Below are 22,615 nucleotides of genomic sequence, written 5' to 3'. Positions count from 1 at the left end.
AAGTTAAGTGAGTTTCTTGAAATTGGCAAGTTATTCTGATGGGATCATGAGCAAAGTTGTTGTTGGTCTTTCCGGTGGAGTCGATAGTTCCGCCGCCGCCGCCTTGTTACACAACCAAGGCTATGAGGTGGTGGGGTTAACCCTGTGGCTAATGAAGGGAAAAGGACAATGCTGTTCTGAAGGAATGGTGGATGCAGCGTCTATTTGTGAACAATTAGGAATTCCCCATCATATTGTTGATAGTCGAGAGTTATTTCAAACCTATATTGTAGACTATCTGGTGGATGGATATCGAGACGGAATTACACCCTTACCTTGTTCTCAATGTAACCGCGCGGTGAAGTTTGGGCCGATGTTAAATTATGCCCGTGAACAGTTAGGAATTGATCGGATTGCAACGGGTCATTATGCTAGAATTAACTATGATGAAACTCGCGATCGCTATCAATTAAAACGAGCCGTAGACCGCAATAAAGATCAATCTTATTTTTTATACGACCTCACCCAAGATTTACTCGCTGGAACGCTATTTCCCTTGGGAGAAGTCCTCAAAACTGAAACCCGTAAAATTGCCAGTCAATATAACTTAAAAACCGCCGATAAACCCGAAAGCCAAGATTTATGTTTAGTGGAAGCCAATGGTTCCATGCAAGCGTTCTTGGATAAATATATTACCGGGAAAAAAGGCGATATTGTTGATACAACGGGGAAAGTTTTAGGACACCATGAAGGCATTCATCATTATACCATTGGACAACGAAAAGGATTAGGAATTTCTGCCCCCAATCCGTTATATGTTGTGGGAATTGATGCAGGTCGAAATCAAGTGATTGTTGGGGATAGAGATAGTGCTGTTCAAACAGAATGTCTGATTAAACGAGTCAATTGGGTGTCGATTTCACCACCCGATACCCCCATTCGCGCCGAAGTGCAAATTCGTTATCGGTCACAACCTCAACCCGTTACCGTTGTTCCCCTTAATTCCCCAGAAGCAGAAGAACTTGATCCCAATATTGGGTCTTGCGTTAAACTCATTTTTGATGAACCTATCTTTGGGATTACTCCGGGTCAAGCCGCCGTTTGGTATGACGGAGATTTAGTCTTAGGAGGGGGAATTATTGAACAGCAAAAATAAGTTTTACCTAGAGGGTTAAATTGAATTCAATTTAACCCTTTTAAGATGTTGAGAAATAACAGCAAAACTGATTCCTTGCGTAAGAGTACGGAGCAATTTAAAAAATTGTATCCTAAACAACTGTAAGATTACATAGGATTTTACTGGGTTCACTGATACCGATGCTCAACATCAAAACATAATTCCAAAAAATCACGGATTACAAATAGGGGTCTATTTGTGCTAAAAAGTGCAGTAACGCCGATCTTAATCCCCAACCACAAAGGAAAACAGAGGAACTGTGACCCAAACTTTAATTCCATCCACCACCATTCGTAATGTCCATCGCACCGTTCTCGATAACGGAATTGTGCTGCTTGTCACCGAAAATCCGGCGGCTGATATTATTGCAACTCGTTTATTTTTGCGAACGGGAAGCCGCTGGGAACCCCAGGAAAAATCAGGACTTTCCCATCTATTAGCCACTGTATTAACCAAAGGAACCAACCAACTTTCCTCCTTGGAAATTGCCGAACAAATTGAATCCGTTGGAGCTAAATTGAATGCAGACACGTCAACGGATTATTTTTTAATCAGTCTAAAAACTGTTGCTTCCGATTTTGAAAATATTTTAAATTTAACCGCGCAATTATTACGGTTTCCCTCTTTTCCCGAAGACGAAATCGAACTCGAACGCCGCATCACCATTCAGGGAATTCGCTCACAACGGGAACAACCCTTTTCTGTCGCTTTTGAACAACTGCGACACCAGATGTACCAACATCACCCCTACGCTTTATCGACCCTGGGAACCGAAGCCAGCGTTTCCCAACTCAGCCGCGCCGACCTGCAAGAATTCCATCAAACCTATTTTCGTCCTGATAATTTAATTATTTCCATCGCCGGACGCATTACCCCAGAAGCCGCGATGGAACAAATTGAACGGGTATTTGGCGACTGGATAGCGCCTCAAACTTCTTTACCGACATTATCCTTACCCACCTTAACCCCTCATCCTCAAAGCGCCATTACCCCTCAAGAAACCCAACAGTCCGTTGTCATGTTGGGCTATTTAACCAGTTCTGTCAACCATGAAGACTATTCAGCCTTAAAAGTCTTAAATACCTATCTGGGAAATGGCTTATCGAGTCGGTTATTTGTGGAATTGCGGGAAAAACGAGGATTAGCTTACGATGTATCTGCCTTTTTTCCCACTCGCCTCGACCAGTCTCAATTTGTCGTGTACATGGGAACCGCACCCGAAAATACCGATATTGCCATTGAGGGGTTACGCACAGAAGTTGAACGTCTCGTCAATATTCCCTTAACGCCAGATGATTTGCAAGTGGCTAAAAATAAACTCTTGGGTCAATATGCTTTAGGAAAACAAACCAACTCCCAACTGGCGCAAATCTATGGCTGGTACGAATGTTTAGGGTTAGGGATAGAATTTGATACGGAATTTCAGACTAATATTGCGGGGGTGACTTCAGCAGAAGCTTTACGAGTCGCTAACCACTATTTCATTGAACCTTATCTTTCCGTCGTTGGCCCCGAAGCCTTTGTAAGTTCCCAGTCCTAGGCTTTTTCCGGCTTTCAACTCCTTCCTCTGGCTGGTACAATAACCAGGCAGAAATCTTAAAGTTAAGGTGGGAGGAGGATTGTTATGCAGCAACAGAATCATCAAGGGTTTAAGTTCAAGATTCACCGTTATTTACCCATAGCCTCCGTATTTGTTATCGGGTTAAATTTGATACCGTCAGCAATTGCCCAAACCCCGAATCTATCTCCGGTAAAAATTGCCGTAGAAGTCAGTCGCCCGGTATTGCAAATGGGGAGTCGGGGAAAGGACGTTTCTGAACTGCAAGCGACCCTAAAATTATTGGGATATTATCAGGGGGCTGTTGATGGCATTTATTCGGAAGCAACAGCAAAAGCCGTTTCTGAGTTTCAAACCTTCGCCGGGTTAACCGCAGATGGCATTACGGATAGTACAACCTGGAACCGTTTATTTCCCCCTGTAACTTCCACCGCTACATCAGTTACAAATAATACCGTTTGTCAGCAACCTGTTGTCAGTAATTCTACGGATACAGCAACAGCAGCGACTACACCCGATAACCCTAGTTTTCCGATATTGCGTCTGGGAATGCAAGGAATAGCAGTCACAGGGTTACAAGAACGTTTGAAAGCGAAGGGATTTCTCAAAGGTGACGTTGATGGGGTATTTGGCCCGGAAACCCAATTAGCGGTTAAAGCCGCCCAAACGGAATTTAAACTCAAATCCGATGGCGTTGTTGGGTCGGAAACTTGGATGGTTCTGTTACGTTGATAGGATAATTGTAGGGCGCTCCATTACGAACCCTAGAATTATAAACCCTCAAAAAATAGGAATTCACAAACCCAATTTCTATTCTATTTCCCCAAATATCCCCTCGGTGTAATCATCCAATTTTCATAAATACCCGTGCTTTGATTTCCGATTAATACTGTTGTTAACATATCCACCGCATCAGGATTAAACTGTTCTAAAGTAGTTATAGTAATTTCCTCATCACAACGATAGGCAGAACGAACCATTGCGACAGGAGTATTGCCAGAACGAGCTTCTAAAAAAATGCGTTTAGCAGTGTGTAATTGCTCTGTGCGGGTGCGCGATCTCGGATTATATAAAATACACACAAAATCTGCTTGGGCTGCCGCTTTTAATCGGTTTTGAATGACCTCCCAAGGGGTTAATAAATCACTCAAACTAATCGCACAGAAATCGTGCATTAAGGGAGCTCCCACCCGACTTGCTGCCGCCTGTAACGCACTAATCCCCGGAAACACTTGCACCATCGGAGTTTTGCCATCCCAACTCCTAGCGCGTAACTGTTCAAACACTAACCCCGCCATACCATAAATGCCACAGTCCCCCGATGATACCACCGCCACCGTTAACCCCCATTGAGCCAAATCAATCGCCCGTTCTCCCCGTTGACGTTCTTGGGTAATGGGATAGGATTCAACAATCTGACCGGGACGAAATAAAGGCCGAATTAAGTCTAAATACAAGGAATATCCAATGACCACATCCGCTTGGACAATGGCTGTTTGAGCCGCAGGAGTGATTTGATCCAATTCACCAGGGCCAATTCCAACTAATAATAACTGTCCCGTGCGTCCAGTATATTCCTGTTCAGCTTGGGCAATAGCCACCGTTACCGCCTGTCCGATGCGGTTGGAAGTTGAAGCACTTGGTAACTGATCTCGGTAAATTTGCTTAGAAACGAATAACGTTTTTACTCCTGCGGCTTGTAATGCGGAGGCTTCAGCGACGCTAGGGGTTCCCACTTCGGCTTCAACAACCTTAGACGGGTTAGGCACTTTTATCTCCCGCAGAACTTCCGAGGGAAAGGTGCGTAACGGCCAATGCTTGGCTTGACACAACTCCACTAACCCCGGTTCATCTCCTTTAATATCCAGAGTGGCGATTCCTGCGATCGCTTCTTCCGCTAAATTATACTGTTGTAAAGTTTGCTCAATAGCCTTCTCAATCAATGCTCTAGGGGTGTTGCGTTCACAGCCTATTCCCACCCATAACACCCTGGGAAACCACTGAACTTGAATTGTATCTGATAATCGACGTTGAGAACTAATACAGATGTGAAATTTCGCCTCTGAATTCGGGGTAAAATCAAAAGGATGAGCGGGGGGTAAAGTTGTTTGCCATAACGTTGAACCCACCTCCTGAAACACGTTAACTTGTTCTCCCCTGGCGATCGCCCCACTTACGGCTGTCCAATCTCCTGGCCCCTGTCGCCAACCAAAGGGAAGCCCTAATAAATCTAGCGCTGGTAATCCTAAAGCGTTAGTCGCCCCTGTAATAATAGGTGTGGCGTTCAATTGTCGGGCAACTAAACGAGTTAGTTGATCAGCGCCGCCTTGATGTCCACTACAGAGACTGATGACAAATTTTCCGGTTTGATCCAGCACTACAACCGCAGGATCACTGGATTTATGCTGTAATAAAGGAGCGATTAATCGCACCACAGCACCAGCGGCTAAACCAAAAATAAACCCTCGGTGACTTGACCAAAGCGTTGCTAGGTGTTCCGATAGAGAGCCGGAATAGACTTGTGTTCCAGGTAAGGGGTGGAGTGTGTTGGGTATCCACAAAATGGCATTTAAACCTTGACAAAGGGGTTGAAGTTGTTGTAGAGCCTGGGGGGTGGTGGCAATAGCAGCAATGGGTTGAAACGATTGAAATTGGGAAAAACTCATCGGTTGGGGTGACAACTATAGATTAGAATAAAGAACTTGTTTCTTTTTGATTGTAAATTGGGAAGACTCTGATTGATTCACAAAAAGTTAAGTCTTGATCAAGTGTTGAACGGGACAAAGCCTAGGATCAAGTTATCAATATTTTATTTTAGGTAAAAAGGCGGAGCATCTGTAATGGATCAGAAAACGGAATTATTATTAAAGTTAGATATTTTTAGAGAATTTTATACAGAAGAAGTCGAACTGATTAGTGAGTATTTTTCGATTCACAAGTTCTTTGATTTACAAGTGATTCTGCCCCAAACAGGTCAGGATTCCTCCTTTGGGATTATTCTCTCTGGGGAAGTCAGCGTTATGGGAGATCAGATGGAAAATACCAGTCGCACCCCAGGAGATATTTTAGGGGAAATGGCATTTATCCAAGGTCGTCGCTCAGATTTTATTGCGGCCAGTGATGGAGCGATCGCGATTATGACTTTTGATGATATTGAAAAGTTAAAATTAAAACAACCCTATGTCGCCGTTAAATTAATCAGTTTGGCAACTCGGAATCTGGTGAATAAATTACGCAAAAATCCCCCCGAAAATACAACAGAAATCATACTATTATTAGCGGATAATAATTTATTTTCCGATTTGATTAATTTAGTCAAGGATCATCTTCATATTATTGAAAAATTTTCGATTATTACCTCTGATAAATTCAAGATTTTTTTAGAGGATACAACAAATTTAACCGTTAGCGAAGTCATTGAATCTCATTATTTAATTTTAGGAGAAACAGCCATTGGTTCCCGAATTTTATTAGATCAGGTTAAAGCGATTGTGTATCTACGCGATCCGACAACAAGCGAATCTAATCCCCCAGCTATTGAAGCTTTATCGAGGTTATGTGACTTGCAGCAAGTTTTGTTTGCTACCAATTTATTAACGGCTAATGCAGTTTTTCAATATTTAGAATAAAGGACATTAACCCTTATGAACAAGCGAGTTTTAATTCTAGGAGGTCGAGGACGGATTGGCAACAGTGTTGCTGAGGATTTAGCTCAACATACTTCTGCTGAAATTACCATTACTGGACGGAAACTGACGGGAAATAGAGCGATTAATCCTCGGTTTAAGGTTTTAGAATTGGATTTAGAAGATCAACAAAAATTAGAAACTGCGATCGCAAATTCCGATTTAGTCATCCACTGTGCAGGGCCATTTCATTATCGAGATACTGGGGTGTTGCAAGCTTGTATCCAACAGAATGTTAATTATATTGATGTGAGCGATAATCGTGGCTTTACAAGTCGGATTTTAGAGCATTCGGAAGCTGCTAAAAAAGCTGGAGTTACTGCTATTATTAATACCGGTATTTTCCCTGGTATTTCTAATAGCATGGTTCGTCAAGGCGTTGAACAATTTGATCAAGTTGAAAAAATCCATTTAAGTTATGTCGTTGGGGGGTCTGGCGGTGCAGGAATGACGGTGATGCGAACCACATTTATCGGGTTACAACGTCCGTTTGAAGTGTGGATAAATGGAGAATGGAAAACCATTAAACCCTATAGTGAACGAGAAACCATTGAATTTCCTCCCCCCTACGGAAAAACAGGAGTTTATTGGTTTGATATGCCGGAATGTTTCACTTTAGTAGACTCTTTTCCAGCTAAAACAGTTATCACAAAATTCGGTACAGTTCCCGATTTTTATAATTATTTAACCTGGAGTGTTGCCCATTGGTGGCCGGCGAGTTGGTTACAAAATCCAGCCGTAATTGAGTTTCTATCCCAAGTCAGTTATCGCATGACCAATGTTACGGATATTTGGAGTGGAATTGGGGTAGCAGTTCGGTCTTGTGTCACCGGAATTAAACAAGGAAAAACCGTTGATTATTGTTCAACAATTGTTCATGAAAATACCGCTACCATTGCGGGAATAGGAACTGGAACAATTGCAGAATTATGCTTAAACGGAGAACTGCAAAAACCCGGTGTTTGGCCCGTTGAACAAGTATTATCAACTCCCTTATTTGAAGCCGCCATGAACAACCGAGGCATTAACATTAGACATCTCCAAAATAGAAAAAAGGAGGGGTAAAAAGATGATAAAATTAAATTTTACCCCGGATTAGAGATGAGTAAATTAAGAGACTATCTGGACAAGAATCCCCAGCAAGCAAAAAGGCTATTAGGGATGGAATATGAACAGATGATAGAACTCATTCAAGCTGCGGAGTTATTAGAAGAAGAAAAACGACAGGAAAAAGAAAAAACTAAAATCAGGTTGATTAAAGCAGGTGGGGGTCGTCGGCAGAAATTATCTGTGGAGGAACAAATCTTACTGACTCTAATTTATCTGCATCAAATGCCCACATTTCAAATGTTAGGGTTACAGTTTGAAGTCAGTGAATCAACAGCGAATGATATTTTCCATAACTGGATAAAAATCTTGAGAGAATTACTACCAGCGAGTTTGCTAGAGCAAGTAAAAAAAAACGAGAGTGATTGGGAGTGGGTAGAAAAAATTCTGGTGGAATTTGAGTTAGTAGTAGATAGCTATGAACAGCCCAGGGAAAGACCAACAGACAATGAAGAGCAGAAAAAATATTACTCAGGAAAGAAAAAGACACATACCTTTAAAAATCAAGTCATTGTCATGCCAAATGGAAAAGAAATAGTGGATGTAGCTGTGGGTTATACCGGAGCAACAAGTGATCTGAAATTGTGGAGAGAAAGAAGCCAGGAATTGGGGAATAATCAAAAATACAGAGGGGATAAAGCTTATGTAGGAGAAACAGCAATTAATACACCACATAAGAAACCGAGGAATCAAGAGATATCGGCTGAAAAGCAAGAAGAAAATCGATTAAAAGCTAAACAAAGGATTGTAGTCGAACATTTAATAAGACTGATAAAAATTTATCGAGTTGCTTCAGAAAGATTTCGGTTAAAGAGGCAAAATTATGAAGCAATAATCTTGACAGTATGTGGATTAATAAGATGGCGAATAGGAGCGATTGTATTACCATCTAAGAATTGCCCAGAATTCTTTTGAGAAATGATTGCATATCAGAGATAAAATTCATTAGTTATTATTAATGTGACTGAAAAAGCCTATGAATCCGTTACTTTTGGAGAAGCCGGCACAGGAGTGCTAGAGATTCCAAAAGTAGCGATAGAGGGCATTTGGAGATTTTCGGAGATGTCTATTCAAACCTCGTAGGGTGCGTAAGCAAAGCGCACGCACCACCCTTAAATTTATCGTAACTCTTTAAGACGCTCTAACGCATCTTCATAAGAAGCTTTTCGACCTAATTTATCATAAAGTTCAGCAGCTTTTTGGAAATCAGCGATCGCTTTTTCTTTATTATTTAATTGCAAATAAGCTAAAGCTCGATTATAATAAGCATCAGCAAAACCCGGATTTAAACGAATCGCTTCGGTGTAATCTTCTATCGGATTAGGAGCGCGAGTCGGTTCAATAATTCGAGTCGCTAAAAGAGTGCGGGCAATGCCTCGATTAAAATAAGCTTCTGGAGTATTCGGGTTTAATTCAATCGCTTGATTAAAAGAATCAATTGCATCCCAAGTTTCCCCTTGATCTAATAAGGTTAATCCTTGAAAATAAAACGCTTGATAACTTTGGGGATGATCCCAGGAAAGCGGATTAACTTCTGGCGGTTTTTCATCAATGACTAAATCCGATGATTTTAAACCCGTTTCTAATAGTTTTGCCATAAATAAATTAATCGGAATTGCCGCATTAAATCCTGTTTTAATCGGAGCCACATCACCGGAACTGGTTTGAGCAAAGCCAAATTCTCCCTGTCCATGTAAGCCAACAACACGGGCTTCCGAATCAAAAACTGGCCCCCCACTCATCCCACTCCAAGTCACCGCTTGATAGCGTAAATTATAGCCTTCTGGACGATTTTTCGGGCGACTGGTGACTAATCCAGGGGATAATTCCGGTTCCCGTTCAACACCTGTTAATCCCCCCGTTGCTGGGTATCCATAAACATAAATTTGAGCACCAATTACGGCTTGTTCAGAATTACCTAATGTTGCCACCGGATACTGTTGAGAACTCTCAAATTTAATAATCGCTAAATCCGGTTCTTGATCATCATTTTGTAAACGAATAATCTTCTGACTCGGATGATTTTTTCCATCAGAAGTTCGCACACTATATTCCACAGTTGGATCTTCGACAACATGATTAACAGTCAACACCGTGTAAATATTACCATTTTTAGCAATAATCACCCCAGAACCATCTCCTAATTGACTATTAATTTGTACGGTAATCGGTTCGGCAATTTCTGCTACCTGTTGCGCTGTTTTTGCCATCACAATTGTTGATTGACTGACAACGATAGCCGCCACCGTTGCTGTTCCGGTTACGAGATAAAGAAAAGAGTCCGACGCAAACCACCCTAAACCCATAATTCAAATCCTCGATAATAAAGCCACTTGATTTGCCATCATCCGTTACCTACTACCCATTAAAAACTCGGCTGAAATTCATAAAACGACAATTTGATCAATAGACGTAATTTCACGAGATTTTGTTCATCCTTTTTGTAACTTCTATTTTAAGCTAATATCAATGAGGGGGTGATGTTGTACTCTAATATTAGCAAACCATCAATTTTAAAGTTATTTAACAAACAATTAGCAGGCAGAAACATCTGCTGCACAAATCAAATAATTAATAATGGCTTGCGTTAATCCTTCTAAGGTATATTCTTGAGGTTCAACATCTACCCGTCCTAATAAATTGATACAACTTTTAGAGGTTTGGGGGCCAATGGAAGCAATACAAATCGAGTCTAAATAATTGGGGGGTAAAGTGTGTTCAGGGAGGGATTGAATTAACTGGTAATAATTTTTAACGGTTTTAGAACTCGCAAAGGTAATCACATCAATTTTTTGACTTTGTAACGCCTCTAAAACGTCAGGAGAAATACTCTCAGGACAGCCAGATTCATAAGCTGCTACTTCCACAACCGTTGCTCCTTTTGTGGTTAATTCCTGAACTAAAACCTCTCGTCCTCCCGTTTCTACTCTGGGGAATAAAATTCGTTTACCTTCTAAAGATTCGGGGAAATGTTCAACGAGGGAATCTGCCACAAAATCTGGGGGAATAAAATCTGGTTTTAAACAACGTTCTTGCAAACTGGCTGCGGTTTTTTTCCCGACAACGGCTATTTTAGTTTGACCTAAACTGCGAATATCTTTTCCCAGGTTTATTAAGCGATTAAAAAAGTATTCAACGCCATTAGAAGAGGTTAAAATTAACCAATCAAAATGATTTTCAGAACCTTTTTCTAACTGTTCAATGGCTTGATCTAAACTATCCCAACTGGAGGGAGGAGTAATCACTAAAGCAGGCATTTCTATCACCGTTGCGCCCTGTGCTTTTAATAAGTCGCTAAATTGACTGGATTGTTCAGCAGAACGAGTGATTAATATGGTTTTTCCGAATAAAGGTAGATTCATAGTATCCAGATTTAAAATAGAATTTTCTAGGGGTTGATTTGGTTGCCAAGAGTGTTGGGCAGGGTTAAGGAAATCTCGCAAGCGCACGACTTCACCTACTACAATTACACAGGGAGATAAAGATTCATGGGCTGTTATTTCTACAATATCATTTAATGTACCGATCCAGACTTTTTGTTGAGGACAACCCCCAGATTTAATAATAGCAATGGGGGTTTGGGGTAGTCGTTCATGGCGTAGCAGTTGATGGACAATTTCAGCTAAATTTCGTCCTCCCATTAAAATGACTAAGGTTTCAATTTGCGAAACAATTTGCCAATCTAAGGCTTCTAAATCATGGGCGGTCATGACTGCAAAGCAACGACTCATCACCGGGTCTGTTAGGGGAATAGAAGCGAGAGTTGGTGCAGCTAAAGCGGATGAAAGTCCGGGGATGACTTCAAAGTTACATTGAGATTCAATTAAGGCTTGAATTTCGGAAGTGGTACGTCCAAAAATAAACGGGTCACCTCCTTTTAAACGAATGACTTGTTTTCCTCTCAGGCAATATTCGACTAATAATTGATTAATTTCTGCTTGGGGAGTGCTAGGCTGTCCGCCTCGTTTTCCGACATTAATTTTTAAACAATTTGCTGGAATTAATGTTAAAATAGAGTCATCAACTAAAGCATCATAAATTATGACTTCTGCTTGGGAGAGTAATGCTTGAGCTTGTAAGGTTAGATAAGCAATTTCTCCTAACCCTGCTCCCATTAAATAAACTTTTCCTTTTTGCCCAATCATTGGTAGAATTTTAGAGAAGTGAAGGTTTGAATTTAATTTTATCCTAACTCAAGGGTATGAAGCTTTAAGAAGTGTCACAGTGGATATCAAAATATTATTATTTTTCTTCATAATCGGGGAACAGAAGTGGGGTGGATTGACTTTGTGATGGTCAATGGTCATGACCTTTAAAACATTTAGGGTTTGTGGTGTGTGCGCGGAGCTTACGCACCCTACTAATTATTGAGGAGAGTTGAATCTTTATGAAAATACAGTTTAATTATGGTGATTTCGGTTTAGGATTAACCGTAGTTCTCTTACTCACCTTTAGTGTTTTGCACTGGTTACATATTCCGGCGGGAAGCTTTTTAGATTGGGTCATTGGTTGTGCCGTTTTTTGGTGGTTATTGTTAATTGTAACGGTTCCTTGGAATATTCATTTTGAGGCGAAAGAAGTTTTAGCCGAAGCCGAAGAATCGAGAAAAAAGGGGATTTTTGTTGAAGAACAACAAGTGCAATATGTCACTCAGTTAGCTCAACGTTCTCTTTGGGTTGCTTTGGGTTTACATTTGTTATCCACTATCGGACTTTATGGGTTAGCTTGGTTAGGAATTAGTGTGGTGGGTTATTGGGGTGCAGGTGCGGCTTTACTGTTAACGATTTTACGGCCTTCGGTGCGTGCTTATCAATATTTAGCCACTCGATTAGCAATGGTTCGTCGTCAATTTTCCTATCCCCGTGAGGATGTTGTAGAATTGCGAAATCGCTTTGAAATTTTGGAAACAACCTTAAAAGAGTTAGAGCGAAAATTGAACCTAAAATATCCTGATTCTTGGGCAACTCAACAAGAACAAAAATGGCAAGCTATTCGTGAAGAGTTAACTCATTTAACGGCTAATTTAGAAACCTTGAAAGCGACGAATCAATCGGAACATCAGCGTTTAGAAAGAGAAGCAAAAAATGCGATCGCTCAATTAAGTGCTGATGGGCAATTTCTTAATCATGTTCGAGAAATTATTCGATTTGTCAAAGAGGCGTAATGGGTTGGTTGTTGATAGTAATATTCCATCCCTTCATGATCCCCCAAAAACTCCTTTTGTTAAAGGGGTTAGGGGGAATCATCTATAGCATTTATAATTAGATTTCATATAATATAATCTATACAAGGAGAAAAAAATGAAAAGTGTTACACCAAAGGAATTACAAGGTAATCTTGACAATTTGCTCGACGAGATTTTAAGAACAGGGATACCTTTGGAAATTGATCGGGGGGGGAAACGTCTTCGCATTGTCCCCGTAGAAAAGTTAGAGAAGTTACAGAACTTGGTATATCGTCCTCATGTTATTTTAGGAGAACCGGACGATTTGATTGATCTTAATTGGGAGCAGGAGGTCAATCTTGATCTACCTTGATACTCATATTGTAGTTTGGCTGTATGCAGGATTAACGGACAAATTGAGTGATTTAGCGAGGTCTTTGATGAATACTCATGATCTCTACATTTCACCGATGGTACGTTTGGAGTTGAAATATCTCTACGAAATTGGACGAATTTCAGAACAGCCAGATCCCATTATTGCTGATTTGGGCAATCTTATCGGTTTGAGAATTTGTGAGCAAGATTTTAATAAAGTGATTGGTTATAGTCTGGGATTAGATTGGACTCGTGACCCCTTTGATCGCCTTATTGTTGCTCATGCAGGGGTAAATGGAAATATTTTACTGACAAAAGACAACATAATTTTAGCGAATTATGTTCAAGCGAAATGGGAATGATTGATAATCAATAGAGATTATATCCCAGATATTGAAGGATGGAATATAAATATGTATTTAAACTTTAGGCTAATAATCGCACATCGCTATATTTCCCATCCCATTATAATAATCCTGATAGTTCATAGAGTCTTCTAACTAACGCTAAAATTTGCTCACCGTAGGTGGGATCGTCTGACCAGCGACCGCTTAATTGTTGTAGATAGGGGGCGATTCCTCTGGTGACAAATTCAAACCGAGGATCGACAATATCTTGAACTAAAGGTTCATGACTGGCGTAGGCTTTTAAATGTTGAATATGGGCTCTGATTCCAATTTCTGCTGTGGGGAAAGACGCACTTTCCGAAGCGCCTCCTAAACTTCCTAAACCGCCGAAATTATGTTGTTCAGGTTTGAGAATTCCCCCAAATTGTAAAAAGTTGGTTTCTAAACACATTTGACAAAAGGCAATATCATGATTAACTCCTTCAATACTGGCTTCTTCTCGATAGATTTTGGCAATTTGAGGAACGCTATTGATTAGATTAGAATCATGAGTTTTGATAAACATAATCAGTTGCACTTCCGTTGTTAACCCATTACCCATAATTTGATCCATTTGACTATTATAGGGACGAATATTAGAACGCAACACAACACTACGATTGGGATTATCCCAACTCACGGAAATACCACAATTTCTTAAATCTATCGCACGAATATAAACAATATTATTGTATCGAATTCTTCTGACTCTATTAGAAATTTGAGATAAATTTAATCCTAATTTATCGACTAAATCAATGGGAATAAAGGCATTTCCATTTACTAAAATTCCATTTTCTCCATAGCGACGACCATTAATATTAATCCCAATAGAACCATAAACTGGTGTACCGGGAGGAACGGTTGGAATCGGATTTGTAGAGTCCTGATTTAACCAACTGATTAATCCATTGGTAATTCCAATGGCAATATCTCGTCGTCGGGTTTGAATTAAAGCCCGATCAGTGGGATTGGTTAGAAATCCTAATTCTAAGTAGAGGGAAGGAATCGCAATCCAACGAATAAAAATTAAGCTTCCTAATCCCGTTTCAGTGTCGGGTTTTGCGCCTCGATTGGGAAGTTGAGGAACTTGTTGCAAAAGGGATAATAAAATGGATTCCGCTTGTTTTTTTCGTTGGGAATTTCCCGCAATATAAAAAGCGGTTACTCCCCGAATTGAAGGGTTAGATGATCCACCCATTTGCAGTTCTAAAGCTACATCTCCAAATTGAGAATGAGCATTAATCCAATCAATCGTTTGAGTTTGGCTGAGATCATCAGGAACCACAATCACTTGAAACCCCTTTGATCGTAATTCGCTGACGACTAAATCTCGAATGCGAATCATTTCTTGGGCTTCCGTTGTCCCGCCTGCAACGGTACCCGGATCTCTTACACCATTTTCAAATCCTCCATGACCTGCGGATAAAAAAATTCGTCCCATTGTTTAAGCTCTCGACTTTAAGTTTAATATTGAGGGCAATTGCGTGATTAAATTTTTACTTCCCTTTATGGTTTTACACTGCCAAGAGGCTTTTGTCACCCTTGCTGACCCTAAAATCGAAATTCTGGTCAACTTTTATACCCACTTGTTGGGAATAGAACCCGTTTCGCATATTCCCCATCGTTATGCAGAATTTCAGTTACCGAGTTTAAGATTGGGAATTTTCCAACCTAAACCGACCCATATTTCTGAATTTTCTTCAGGGGGGAAAACAGGAATGAGTTTGTGTTTGGAAGTTCAGGATTTAGAAGCAGCGATCGCCCATTTAAAACGTCTTGGATATCCACCGCCTGGAGACATTATAACCGCTTCTCATGGTCGGGAAATTTATGCTTATGATCCGATGGGAAATCGTTTAATTTTATATGAAATTCCCGACAATTTTTCATCCGACTAAATCAATTAAGGTGTAAGCACTCAGAATTAATAATACGATAGCTAAACCTTGGGTCAGTTGCAGATGAGGGGAAGGAGTCAGAGCTTCTCGAATTAACATTGATGTGGATGATCCCGCAACATAACTCAGAGACAAAACCAAATAAGGCCACTGTGCGGTTAAACTCCAAAGGAACAGTAAAAGAATTCCTAAGAGTAACATCAAGAGCTCTACAAACTGAGGGGGATTATATTGGGTTGAAAAGACAAAAGTTTGCCACCAAAAACGCCAACTTCTCATAATGGTTAATCGAGAACTATAAATTGTTATTCATTGTAGCCAGATTTGGTGTTGCAGTTGCGATAAGGCGGTTTGGGTTTCGACTTGCTCAAACTCTTCATAAAACCGACTGACATTAAAAAACGGATGGGGAGTTTCTAACACAATCACGCGATCGCACCATTCCTGCATATAAGGCATTAATTCCAAGGGCGCGACGGGAACACAAATCCAAATTGCCAGGGGTTGATGAGCTTTTAAGGCTTTCACCGTGACGGCCATTGTCATTCCAGTGGCAATACCATCATCGACCACCAGCGCCAAAGCTCCGTGAGGTGTCACCGGGGGACAACTGGGAGATAACTGTTCCCAGGCTTGCTGCGCTTTTGTTTGAGCCTCCTGTAACATCCTCTGTTGCAAACTCAAATTCAGGGGTTTTCGTTTTGACCACAGAACCTGACCATCGGATGTAACTGCACCCAAAGCCAATTCTGGGTTATCGGGGAGGGTAATTTTTTTAGCAACAATCACACTCAACGGACATTGTAAACGTTGAGCAATGGGAACCGCAACGGGTACACCCCCACGAGGTAAGGCATAAACAACAATTTTCTGCTCCTCCTGGGGGCTATCAAAACTCATCTGTAACACAATCTCTTTTGCGAGTTCCTCACCAGCATGAGTTCGATCTCGAAATAGGGGTGTGGATAACATCAACTGCTTGCCCTCGGCAATCGCATCACCTCTATAATGACGGTTACAGTCAAGAGTTGCAACATCAGAAATTCCGCCTGCCATTAAAATAGTGTTGGTTGTCGGTGAAAAACCAACCGTCAACAGTCAACCGTCAACACCCCTACTATGTCTAATCACGAACAATTGAGTTTATTCGATTTCAACAATTCTGAACCTTCCCCTCCGTCTGTGTCATCGAATTTTAATCGAGATTTAATTCCGACTGATGCTAAAATTGAAATTCCTGTAGGAACTTATCAAACTTTAGAAGAAATTTCTAACCATTGTAATCATTGTTATCGGTGTGAATTAGGACAAAATCGCACCCATGCGGTCATCGGTCGAGGTCATCTGCAAGCACCGATTATGATTGTGGGGGAAGCACCCGGTCAAAATGAAGATGAACAGGGTTTACCCTTTGTCGGACGTTCAGGACAACTGTTAGAAAAAATTTTAGAATCCGTTGGTTTAAGTACCGATCAAGAGGTTTATATTTCTAATGCAATTCGCTGTCGTCCTCCCAATAATCGCACCCCAACGCCTCAAGAAATGGAAGCTTGTAAACCTTATTTATTAGAACAAATTCGTTTAGTGAATCCCAAAATTATTTTATTAACGGGAGCAACGGCGGTAAAATCTATTTTAGGCGATAAACGGGGAATTACTAAAATTAGGGGGCAATGGATGGAATGGGAAGGGCGATTATGTATGCCGATTTTTCACCCTGCTTATTTATTAAGAAATCCTTCCCGTGAAACCGGATCACCGAAATGGTTAATGTGGCAAGATATTCAAGCAGTTCGTGATAAATTAAATGAATTAATCTCTCTTTAAAATTAGAGGGTTGGCAGGCCCAACCCCTACGATAAAATATTACAACCTCGGCGTAGATTGCTAGATGTCAGATTGAGTCAACAGGATTATGGGTCTTTCTATTCTGAGTTTAGTTCAATTAAGTTGTCGTTCTTTATTAGGCAATCCCGTCCGTTCTTTCTTATCAGGAATCGGGGTATTTATGGGAGTCGCTGCGGTGAATGCAACTTTGCAAGTCGGTAATATTAGCCGTGGGGTCATTGAGCAACAATTAGCTGAACGAGATGCACCACAAATTCGTATATTTCCAGATTGGAATCCTCTTACAAAAGAGTCTGCACAACTGACTTTAGAAGATCTAAAAATATTAAAACAACAGTTGAAATCTTTACGCTCTATTAGTGGCATAAATTGGATGAGAGATCAACAGGTTGTTTTTCAAAATCAGCAAGCTAATCCTTCTGCTATAGCTACAACAATCGATTTTTTAAACACATCAGGACGTAAGTTAGTGGCTGGACGTGATTTTACGTCTAATGATTTTGAAACCTATCAACCAGTGCTAATTATTGATCAATTTTTGGCTGATAAACTCTTTGAAAAAATAAATCCTTTAGGAAAAAGTATTTATCTTAATTTTAGACCTTATACTGTGATTGGGATTGTTGCTACTCAACAAAGCCAGGAGGAAGAACCAACGGGTTCTCTGTATGTTCCGATGGCAATTTATAGTGCAATTACAGGCAGAAAAAATATTAGAATGATGTGGTTACGTCCCTATGAAATTGAAGATTTAGAAACTTTAGAGGAACAAGCTAAAAAAATATTAGAACAACGGTTTATTAGGTATAAGTTTAGAACGTGGAATACAATTGAGGATATTTTAGAACAGCAAAAAACCTTAGATTCTGTTTCTAAAGCGTTATTAGTTGTCGGTGTGATCGCGTTAATTGTCGGAGGGGTTGGTATTGCTAATATTACCATTGCTTCAGTCATAGAACGGACTCCAGAAATCGGACTACGACGTGCGATAGGAGCAACCCAATTAGATATTATGTTGCAATTTATTTTAGAAGCCGCTATTTTAAGTTTAATCGGAGGAACAACTGCCATTGTCACGGTTCATGGGGCGACGGTTGTTATCGCAGAACAATTTAAGTTACCCTATAAATTTGAACGCCAAACCGCTATATTTTCCCTAAGTTCAGCTATATTAGTGGGAGTGGGAGCCGGATTTTTCCCCGCTTTACGCGCCAGTCAACTTGACCCAGTAAAGGCTTTAAGAGGAGAATAGGGCAGAAAGAATATAAATTCTTAACAAAACGAGGGTTTGAGGGTTATGAAGGAACCGGAAAATTTAGAGTTAGAATCATCACCCAACCCTGAACCTGGGGAAGAATCTGAACTCTTAAATTTGTTACCTTTGGGGATTATTCTAACTTTAATATCAGGTTTAGGGGGAATTGTAGTAATGGCACTTCCTTCTAAACCTGAAAATCCTGAATCTTCTGGTCTTTCCTCAAAGCTAGAATGGTTTTCTCCCCCAATTTCCACTTCCCAATCTCTACCCACTCTTAATCCAATTTCTAAACCGATTTCGGGGGATCTTCTACCCTATTTTAGGGGAAATTTAATCCCTGCACCTAACGTTCAATCTAACCCTTCCCTTCCATTATTAGAAGAACTTAGCCTTAATCAATATTCCTCCATACCTCCTAATTTATTAGATGAGAATATTAATATTTTAAATCCGAGTCCTCAAGCTTTAACTAGCAACAATAATGTTTCTGAAGTTGAGACGACTATTGAAAGTATTGAGAATAGTATGACCCCTTTAAATTTAACGGCTAGTTGTCCTCAATACCAAATGTTGACCCAACAGCCGTCTAATCTTCAACCTGCTTCCCCGGTTCCGGTTGTTTCTGAACAAGATGGCGTTGAATTAACCTTGCAGGATGTGATTATTTTAGCGTTAGAAAATAACCGCACGATTAAAAATCAATATTTAGAACGAGTGGTAGAACGTCAAGATTTAGCCGTTGCTGAAGATAAATTTAATCCTGATTTTACACCCAGTTTAGCGATTGGATGGGATAATATTACTCAGGGAAATCTAACAACAATGACTCGTGGTTTAATATTATCAGCGAAAGTCTTTGTTAGAATTCCCACCGGAGGAGCACTTAATTTGGAGTGGACTGGACAAAGACAACAGAGAAATTATCAAGGTTCAGGGTTTTCTGATCAAGATGTTTTAAGACAAAATTTAGCAGTCGTTTTTAACCAACCTTTATTAAGAGGCGCAGGTGAAAAAGTTAATCGAGCTTCCGTTGAAATTGCTCGAATTCAAGAAACAATTAATTTACTTAAATTAAAATCAATTTTAATTGATAAAATTACCGAAACAATTTTAGCTTATCGCAATTTACTACAAGCGCAAGAACAACTTAAAATTGAGCAACAATCTTTAATTATTGCACAACAGCAAGTCGAAAATACCCAAGTTTTTATTGAGGCTGGACGCAGACCGAGAGCCGACTTAATTACTGTACAAACTCGCGTTGCTAATCAAGAAATTTCTTTGTTAAATGCCCAAAATAATTTAAACCAGCAACGACTGAATTTATTGGAATTATTAGATATTGATGAGAATGTTAATATTATAGCGTCTGAAAATTTAGAAATTCAACCCCAAACCTTGGAGCCTAGTGAAGTTAAACAGTTAGGCTTTGAGAACCAGCCCAATTATTTACAAGCCAGATTAGATTTAGAAAAATTTAAAACCCAATTAGTTGTTGCTGAAAATAACCGTCGATGGAATATCGATTTTAGAACGGAGGTAAGACATGAACCAGCACCGGATATTATTGACAATCAAACGGATTTAAGAGCCGGATTAGTTTTTAGTAAAACCTTGGGTGATCAAACCTTAGAACGTGATTTTCAACGCAGTCGTATCGATGTTTTACAAGCCCAAAATAACTTAACAGAAGCGACTCAAAAAATTGAGATTGATGTGAGTCAGAGGTTACAAGATATTGAAGCTACTTGGAAAAAAGTTGAGTTATCTAAACGTGCAACCCAGTTAGCTGAAGAACAACTTCGCAACGAGAAAGATAAAGTTGAGTTAGGCGTAGCTGGATCTTCCCTTGTCGATTTAGTTCGATTTCAATCGGATTTAACCCAAGCTCAAAATGATGAATTAAATGCTAAAATAGACTATCTAAACGCCTTAACCAATTTATACCAAAGTTTGGGTATAACCTTAGATAAATTAGAGATTACTCTGGAAAAATAACCTTTGCAAAATAATGAATGATTCCACTTTAATTCAGTTAATGGTAGATGCGGAAAATTTACCTCCCGATCAACAAAATCGACGGTTAGATTTGTGGTTATCTCAACAAATTTCTGATCTGTCTCGTTCTCGGATTCAAACCTTAATTAGTCAGGGATGGGTGAAAGTTAATGAACAAGTTTGTACCACTAAAAAACTGTCTGTGCAAACGGGCGATCGCTTAGAAATTATTCTTCCCCCACCCCAACCTTTAGAACTGGAAGCTGTAGATATTCCCTTGGATATTTTATATGAAGATGATTGTCTATTAATCTTGAATAAACCTGCGGGGTTAGTGGTTCATCCCGCACCGGGACATCAGAATGATACTTTAGTTAATGCGTTATTAGCTCATTGTGATCAATTAGCAGGAATTGGCGGGGTACAACGTCCTGGAATTGTACATCGTTTAGATAAGGATACCACCGGGGCGATGGTGGTGGCCAAAACGGATTTTGCTTTGCAAAGTTTACAAGCTCAAATTAAAGAAAAAACTGCCCGTCGTCAATATTTAGGGGTGGTTTATGGCGTTCCAAAAACCGAATCAGGAACCATTAATCAACCCATTGGTCGTCATCCGATTGATCGCAAAAAAATGGCAATTGTTCCCCTCGAAAAAGGAGGGCGAGAAGCCATTACCCATTGGCAAATTCAAGAGCGCATCGGGAACTATACGTTAATGTTATTTACCTTAGAAACGGGACGTACCCATCAAATTCGGGTGCATAGTGCGTTTATGGGAAATCCCATTGTCGGTGATCCTGAATATAGTCGAGGAAAAGCAATCAAGGTGAATTTACCTGGACAAGCTCTTCATGCTTGGAAATTAACGTTAAATCATCCGATTTCGGGAGAAAAAATTGAAGCGATCGCCCCTATCCCTCATCCGTTAACTACACTTTTAGAGGTCTTACGCCGTCGTTAGAATCCGAAAAGATCATGATAATTTATAACGGTAGTGTGACGGTAAATATTGTTCCTTTTCCGACTTCACTTTCAACTTTAATTTGACCTTGGTGTAAATCAACAGCTTGTTTCACAATGGATAATCCTAACCCCGTCCCCTTAATATTACCCACGTTAGAAGCCCGTTCAAATTGTTGAAAGAGTTTAGCTTGATAATCCATCGGTAAACCAATGCCTTCATCTGCGACTTCAAACCAGATAAATTGACCATCTTGATGAATTTTTAAGCTGACTGTACCCCCATTAGGGGAATATTTAATCGCATTCGATAACAAATTCATCAAAATATGGCGCAGTAAAGGTTTATCTAAATTTCCGTGTATGACTTCTTGAGAACTCATGAATAAAACTCGATGTTCAGCCTGAGAAAGCGGTTTTATTTCTTCGATAATAGATTGACAAAATGTCACAACTTGAGTCGGTTCTGGGTTAAAGATTAGTTTTCCAGATTCAGCCCGACTTAAAATTAACAACTCTTCTAAAAGATTGTTCATATTGCTGACCGACGTTTGAATCCGATCTAAATGTTTTTGTTTTTTATCTTCCGTCCATTTATCACTATAATCTTTTAACATTCCGGCAGACATTTGAATGGCGGTTAAAGGAGTTTTTAAATCATGGGAAGCAATGGATAAAAACCGAGATTTTTCATCGGTAACAGCTTGCGCCTCTTTTAAAGATTCCTGCATTTTTAATGTAGATTGATGTTTTTTTAATGCAATTTTAATAGCGGCATGAACTTCTCGCTCTTTAAACGGTTTTAGAATATATCCATAGGATTCTGTTTCTTCGGCTCGTTCTAAGGTTTCATCATCGGCATAAGCGGTTACATAAATAACGGGAATATTAAATTTTTCCTGAATGAGTTTTGCCGTTTCAATTCCATCTAAATCTCCCTTGATGACAATATCCATTAAAATTATATCTGGTTGAGTTTCTTCCACTTTTTGTAATGCTGATTCACTCGAAGACGCAATTCCAACGACAACATATTCTAATTTTTCTAATTTTTTTGCTAATCCCTTGGCAATTAGCAACTCATCTTCCACGATCAAAATTCTGATGTCTCCCATTTTTCCCCCAGTTTATAACAGGAATGTTGGCAATTGATTTGATTTTCTGAATTTTATATGCTTATTACTTTTAATAACCATATTAACATCTTCTTCCAGT

General features: G+C 39.8%; 21 protein-coding genes. 14 read left to right on the top strand and 7 right to left on the bottom strand.

Annotation, left to right across the window (positions count from 1 at the left end; translation table 11 throughout):
• Positions 1-46: 46 nt before the first annotated feature.
• From mnmA to NMK36_RS00430, 3 genes are all read left to right on the top strand, one after another.
• A complete protein-coding gene (gene mnmA, locus NMK36_RS00440; protein WP_072718860.1) occupies positions 47-1,135 on the top strand; it encodes a tRNA 2-thiouridine(34) synthase MnmA in 1,089 nt (362 codons plus the stop codon).
• Positions 1,136-1,415: 280 nt separating this feature from the next.
• Positions 1,416-2,696, top strand: coding sequence for a M16 family metallopeptidase (locus NMK36_RS00435; RefSeq protein WP_072718859.1), 1,281 nt, complete (start codon positions 1,416-1,418; stop codon positions 2,694-2,696).
• 84 nt (positions 2,697-2,780) lie between these two features.
• Positions 2,781-3,446, top strand: a complete 666-nt coding sequence (locus tag NMK36_RS00430) for a peptidoglycan-binding domain-containing protein (RefSeq protein ID WP_072718858.1) — start codon at positions 2,781-2,783, stop codon at positions 3,444-3,446.
• A gap of 83 nt (positions 3,447-3,529) precedes the next feature.
• On the opposite strand, the gene cobJ is transcribed toward NMK36_RS00430, so the two are convergent.
• Positions 3,530-5,380, bottom strand: coding sequence for a precorrin-3B C(17)-methyltransferase (gene cobJ, locus NMK36_RS00425; protein WP_254172736.1), 1,851 nt, complete (start codon positions 5,378-5,380; stop codon positions 3,530-3,532).
• 174 nt (positions 5,381-5,554) lie between these two features.
• Here cobJ and NMK36_RS00420 point away from each other — a divergent pair, with 174 nt between their 5' ends.
• The 3 genes from NMK36_RS00420 to NMK36_RS00410 are packed head-to-tail and all read left to right on the top strand — an operon-like array spanning position 5,555 to position 8,422.
• Positions 5,555-6,343, top strand: a complete 789-nt coding sequence (locus NMK36_RS00420) for a cyclic nucleotide-binding domain-containing protein (RefSeq protein ID WP_072718856.1) — start codon at positions 5,555-5,557, stop codon at positions 6,341-6,343.
• Positions 6,344-6,358: 15 nt separating this feature from the next.
• Positions 6,359-7,465 (top strand): saccharopine dehydrogenase family protein, encoded by a 1,107-nt coding sequence (locus NMK36_RS00415; protein ID WP_254172735.1) that lies wholly within the window; start codon positions 6,359-6,361, stop codon positions 7,463-7,465.
• A gap of 36 nt (positions 7,466-7,501) precedes the next feature.
• Positions 7,502-8,422, top strand: coding sequence for a transposase (locus tag NMK36_RS00410; protein WP_254172698.1), 921 nt, complete (start codon positions 7,502-7,504; stop codon positions 8,420-8,422).
• 203 nt (positions 8,423-8,625) lie between these two features.
• On the opposite strand, the gene NMK36_RS00405 is transcribed toward NMK36_RS00410, so the two are convergent.
• Together NMK36_RS00405 and cobA are read right to left on the bottom strand one after the other, a co-directional pair.
• A complete protein-coding gene (locus NMK36_RS00405; RefSeq protein ID WP_254172734.1) occupies positions 8,626-9,813 on the bottom strand; it encodes a tetratricopeptide repeat-containing S1 family peptidase in 1,188 nt (395 codons plus the stop codon).
• A gap of 228 nt (positions 9,814-10,041) precedes the next feature.
• Positions 10,042-11,652 (bottom strand): uroporphyrinogen-III C-methyltransferase, encoded by a 1,611-nt coding sequence (gene cobA / locus NMK36_RS00400; protein WP_254172733.1) that lies wholly within the window; start codon positions 11,650-11,652, stop codon positions 10,042-10,044.
• 242 nt (positions 11,653-11,894) lie between these two features.
• Here cobA and NMK36_RS00395 point away from each other — a divergent pair, with 242 nt between their 5' ends.
• The 3 genes from NMK36_RS00395 (at position 11,895) to NMK36_RS00385 (ending at position 13,408) form a co-directional block, all read left to right on the top strand.
• On the top strand, positions 11,895-12,671 hold the full coding sequence (locus NMK36_RS00395; protein WP_254172732.1) for a hypothetical protein: 777 nt from the start codon (positions 11,895-11,897) through the stop codon (positions 12,669-12,671).
• Positions 12,672-12,807: 136 nt separating this feature from the next.
• A complete protein-coding gene (locus NMK36_RS00390) occupies positions 12,808-13,044 on the top strand; it encodes a type II toxin-antitoxin system Phd/YefM family antitoxin (protein WP_072718851.1) in 237 nt (78 codons plus the stop codon).
• Positions 13,031-13,408, top strand: a complete 378-nt coding sequence (locus tag NMK36_RS00385) for a type II toxin-antitoxin system VapC family toxin (protein ID WP_072718850.1) — start codon at positions 13,031-13,033, stop codon at positions 13,406-13,408. The genes NMK36_RS00390 and NMK36_RS00385 overlap by 14 nt, the downstream gene beginning before the upstream one ends.
• A 103-nt stretch (positions 13,409-13,511) precedes the next feature.
• On the opposite strand, the gene tftA is transcribed toward NMK36_RS00385, so the two are convergent.
• Positions 13,512-14,876, bottom strand: coding sequence for a hormogonium tapered terminus morphoprotein TftA (gene tftA / locus NMK36_RS00380; RefSeq protein WP_254172731.1), 1,365 nt, complete (start codon positions 14,874-14,876; stop codon positions 13,512-13,514).
• Positions 14,877-14,943: 67 nt separating this feature from the next.
• Here tftA and NMK36_RS00375 point away from each other — a divergent pair, with 67 nt between their 5' ends.
• A complete protein-coding gene (locus tag NMK36_RS00375; protein WP_072719118.1) occupies positions 14,944-15,333 on the top strand; it encodes a VOC family protein in 390 nt (129 codons plus the stop codon).
• On the opposite strand, the gene NMK36_RS00370 is transcribed toward NMK36_RS00375, so the two are convergent.
• Together NMK36_RS00370 and NMK36_RS00365 are read right to left on the bottom strand one after the other, a co-directional pair.
• The gene (locus NMK36_RS00370) at positions 15,322-15,612 is read right to left on the bottom strand and encodes a hypothetical protein (protein ID WP_072718848.1); all 291 of its coding nucleotides are present in this window, start codon (positions 15,610-15,612) and stop codon (positions 15,322-15,324) included. The genes NMK36_RS00375 and NMK36_RS00370 overlap by 12 nt on opposite strands.
• Before the next feature lie 30 nt (positions 15,613-15,642).
• On the bottom strand, positions 15,643-16,305 hold the full coding sequence (locus NMK36_RS00365; RefSeq protein ID WP_072719117.1) for a phosphoribosyltransferase: 663 nt from the start codon (positions 16,303-16,305) through the stop codon (positions 15,643-15,645).
• Between the two features lie 147 nt (positions 16,306-16,452).
• Between NMK36_RS00365 and NMK36_RS00360 the strand changes: the two genes are divergently transcribed.
• The 4 genes from NMK36_RS00360 to NMK36_RS00345 all read left to right on the top strand — a co-directional run bounded on the left by NMK36_RS00360 (position 16,453) and on the right by NMK36_RS00345 (position 21,401).
• Positions 16,453-17,160: a uracil-DNA glycosylase gene (locus NMK36_RS00360; RefSeq protein WP_072718847.1), complete on the top strand. Its 708-nt coding sequence runs from the start codon at positions 16,453-16,455 to the stop codon at positions 17,158-17,160.
• An 88-nt stretch (positions 17,161-17,248) separates the two neighbouring features.
• Entirely contained in the window at positions 17,249-18,433 is a 1,185-nt protein-coding gene (locus NMK36_RS00355; RefSeq protein WP_254172730.1) for an ABC transporter permease, read from the top strand.
• Positions 18,434-18,478: 45 nt separating this feature from the next.
• Positions 18,479-20,437, top strand: coding sequence for a TolC family protein (locus NMK36_RS00350; RefSeq protein WP_254172729.1), 1,959 nt, complete (start codon positions 18,479-18,481; stop codon positions 20,435-20,437).
• A 40-nt stretch (positions 20,438-20,477) separates the two neighbouring features.
• The gene (locus NMK36_RS00345) at positions 20,478-21,401 is read left to right on the top strand and encodes an RluA family pseudouridine synthase (RefSeq protein ID WP_245824240.1); all 924 of its coding nucleotides are present in this window, start codon (positions 20,478-20,480) and stop codon (positions 21,399-21,401) included.
• 22 nt (positions 21,402-21,423) lie between these two features.
• On the opposite strand, the gene NMK36_RS00340 is transcribed toward NMK36_RS00345, so the two are convergent.
• Entirely contained in the window at positions 21,424-22,515 is a 1,092-nt protein-coding gene (locus NMK36_RS00340) for a hybrid sensor histidine kinase/response regulator (RefSeq protein ID WP_072718843.1), read from the bottom strand.
• Between the last annotated feature and the right edge of the window lie 100 nt (positions 22,516-22,615).

Source organism: Planktothrix pseudagardhii (assembly GCF_904830925.1).
In the GTDB taxonomy this organism is placed as follows: domain Bacteria; phylum Cyanobacteriota; class Cyanobacteriia; order Cyanobacteriales; family Microcoleaceae; genus Planktothrix; species Planktothrix tepida.
The sequence above is the reverse complement of the archived record's forward strand: the minus strand, read 5'-3'. Positions and strand labels throughout refer to the sequence as shown.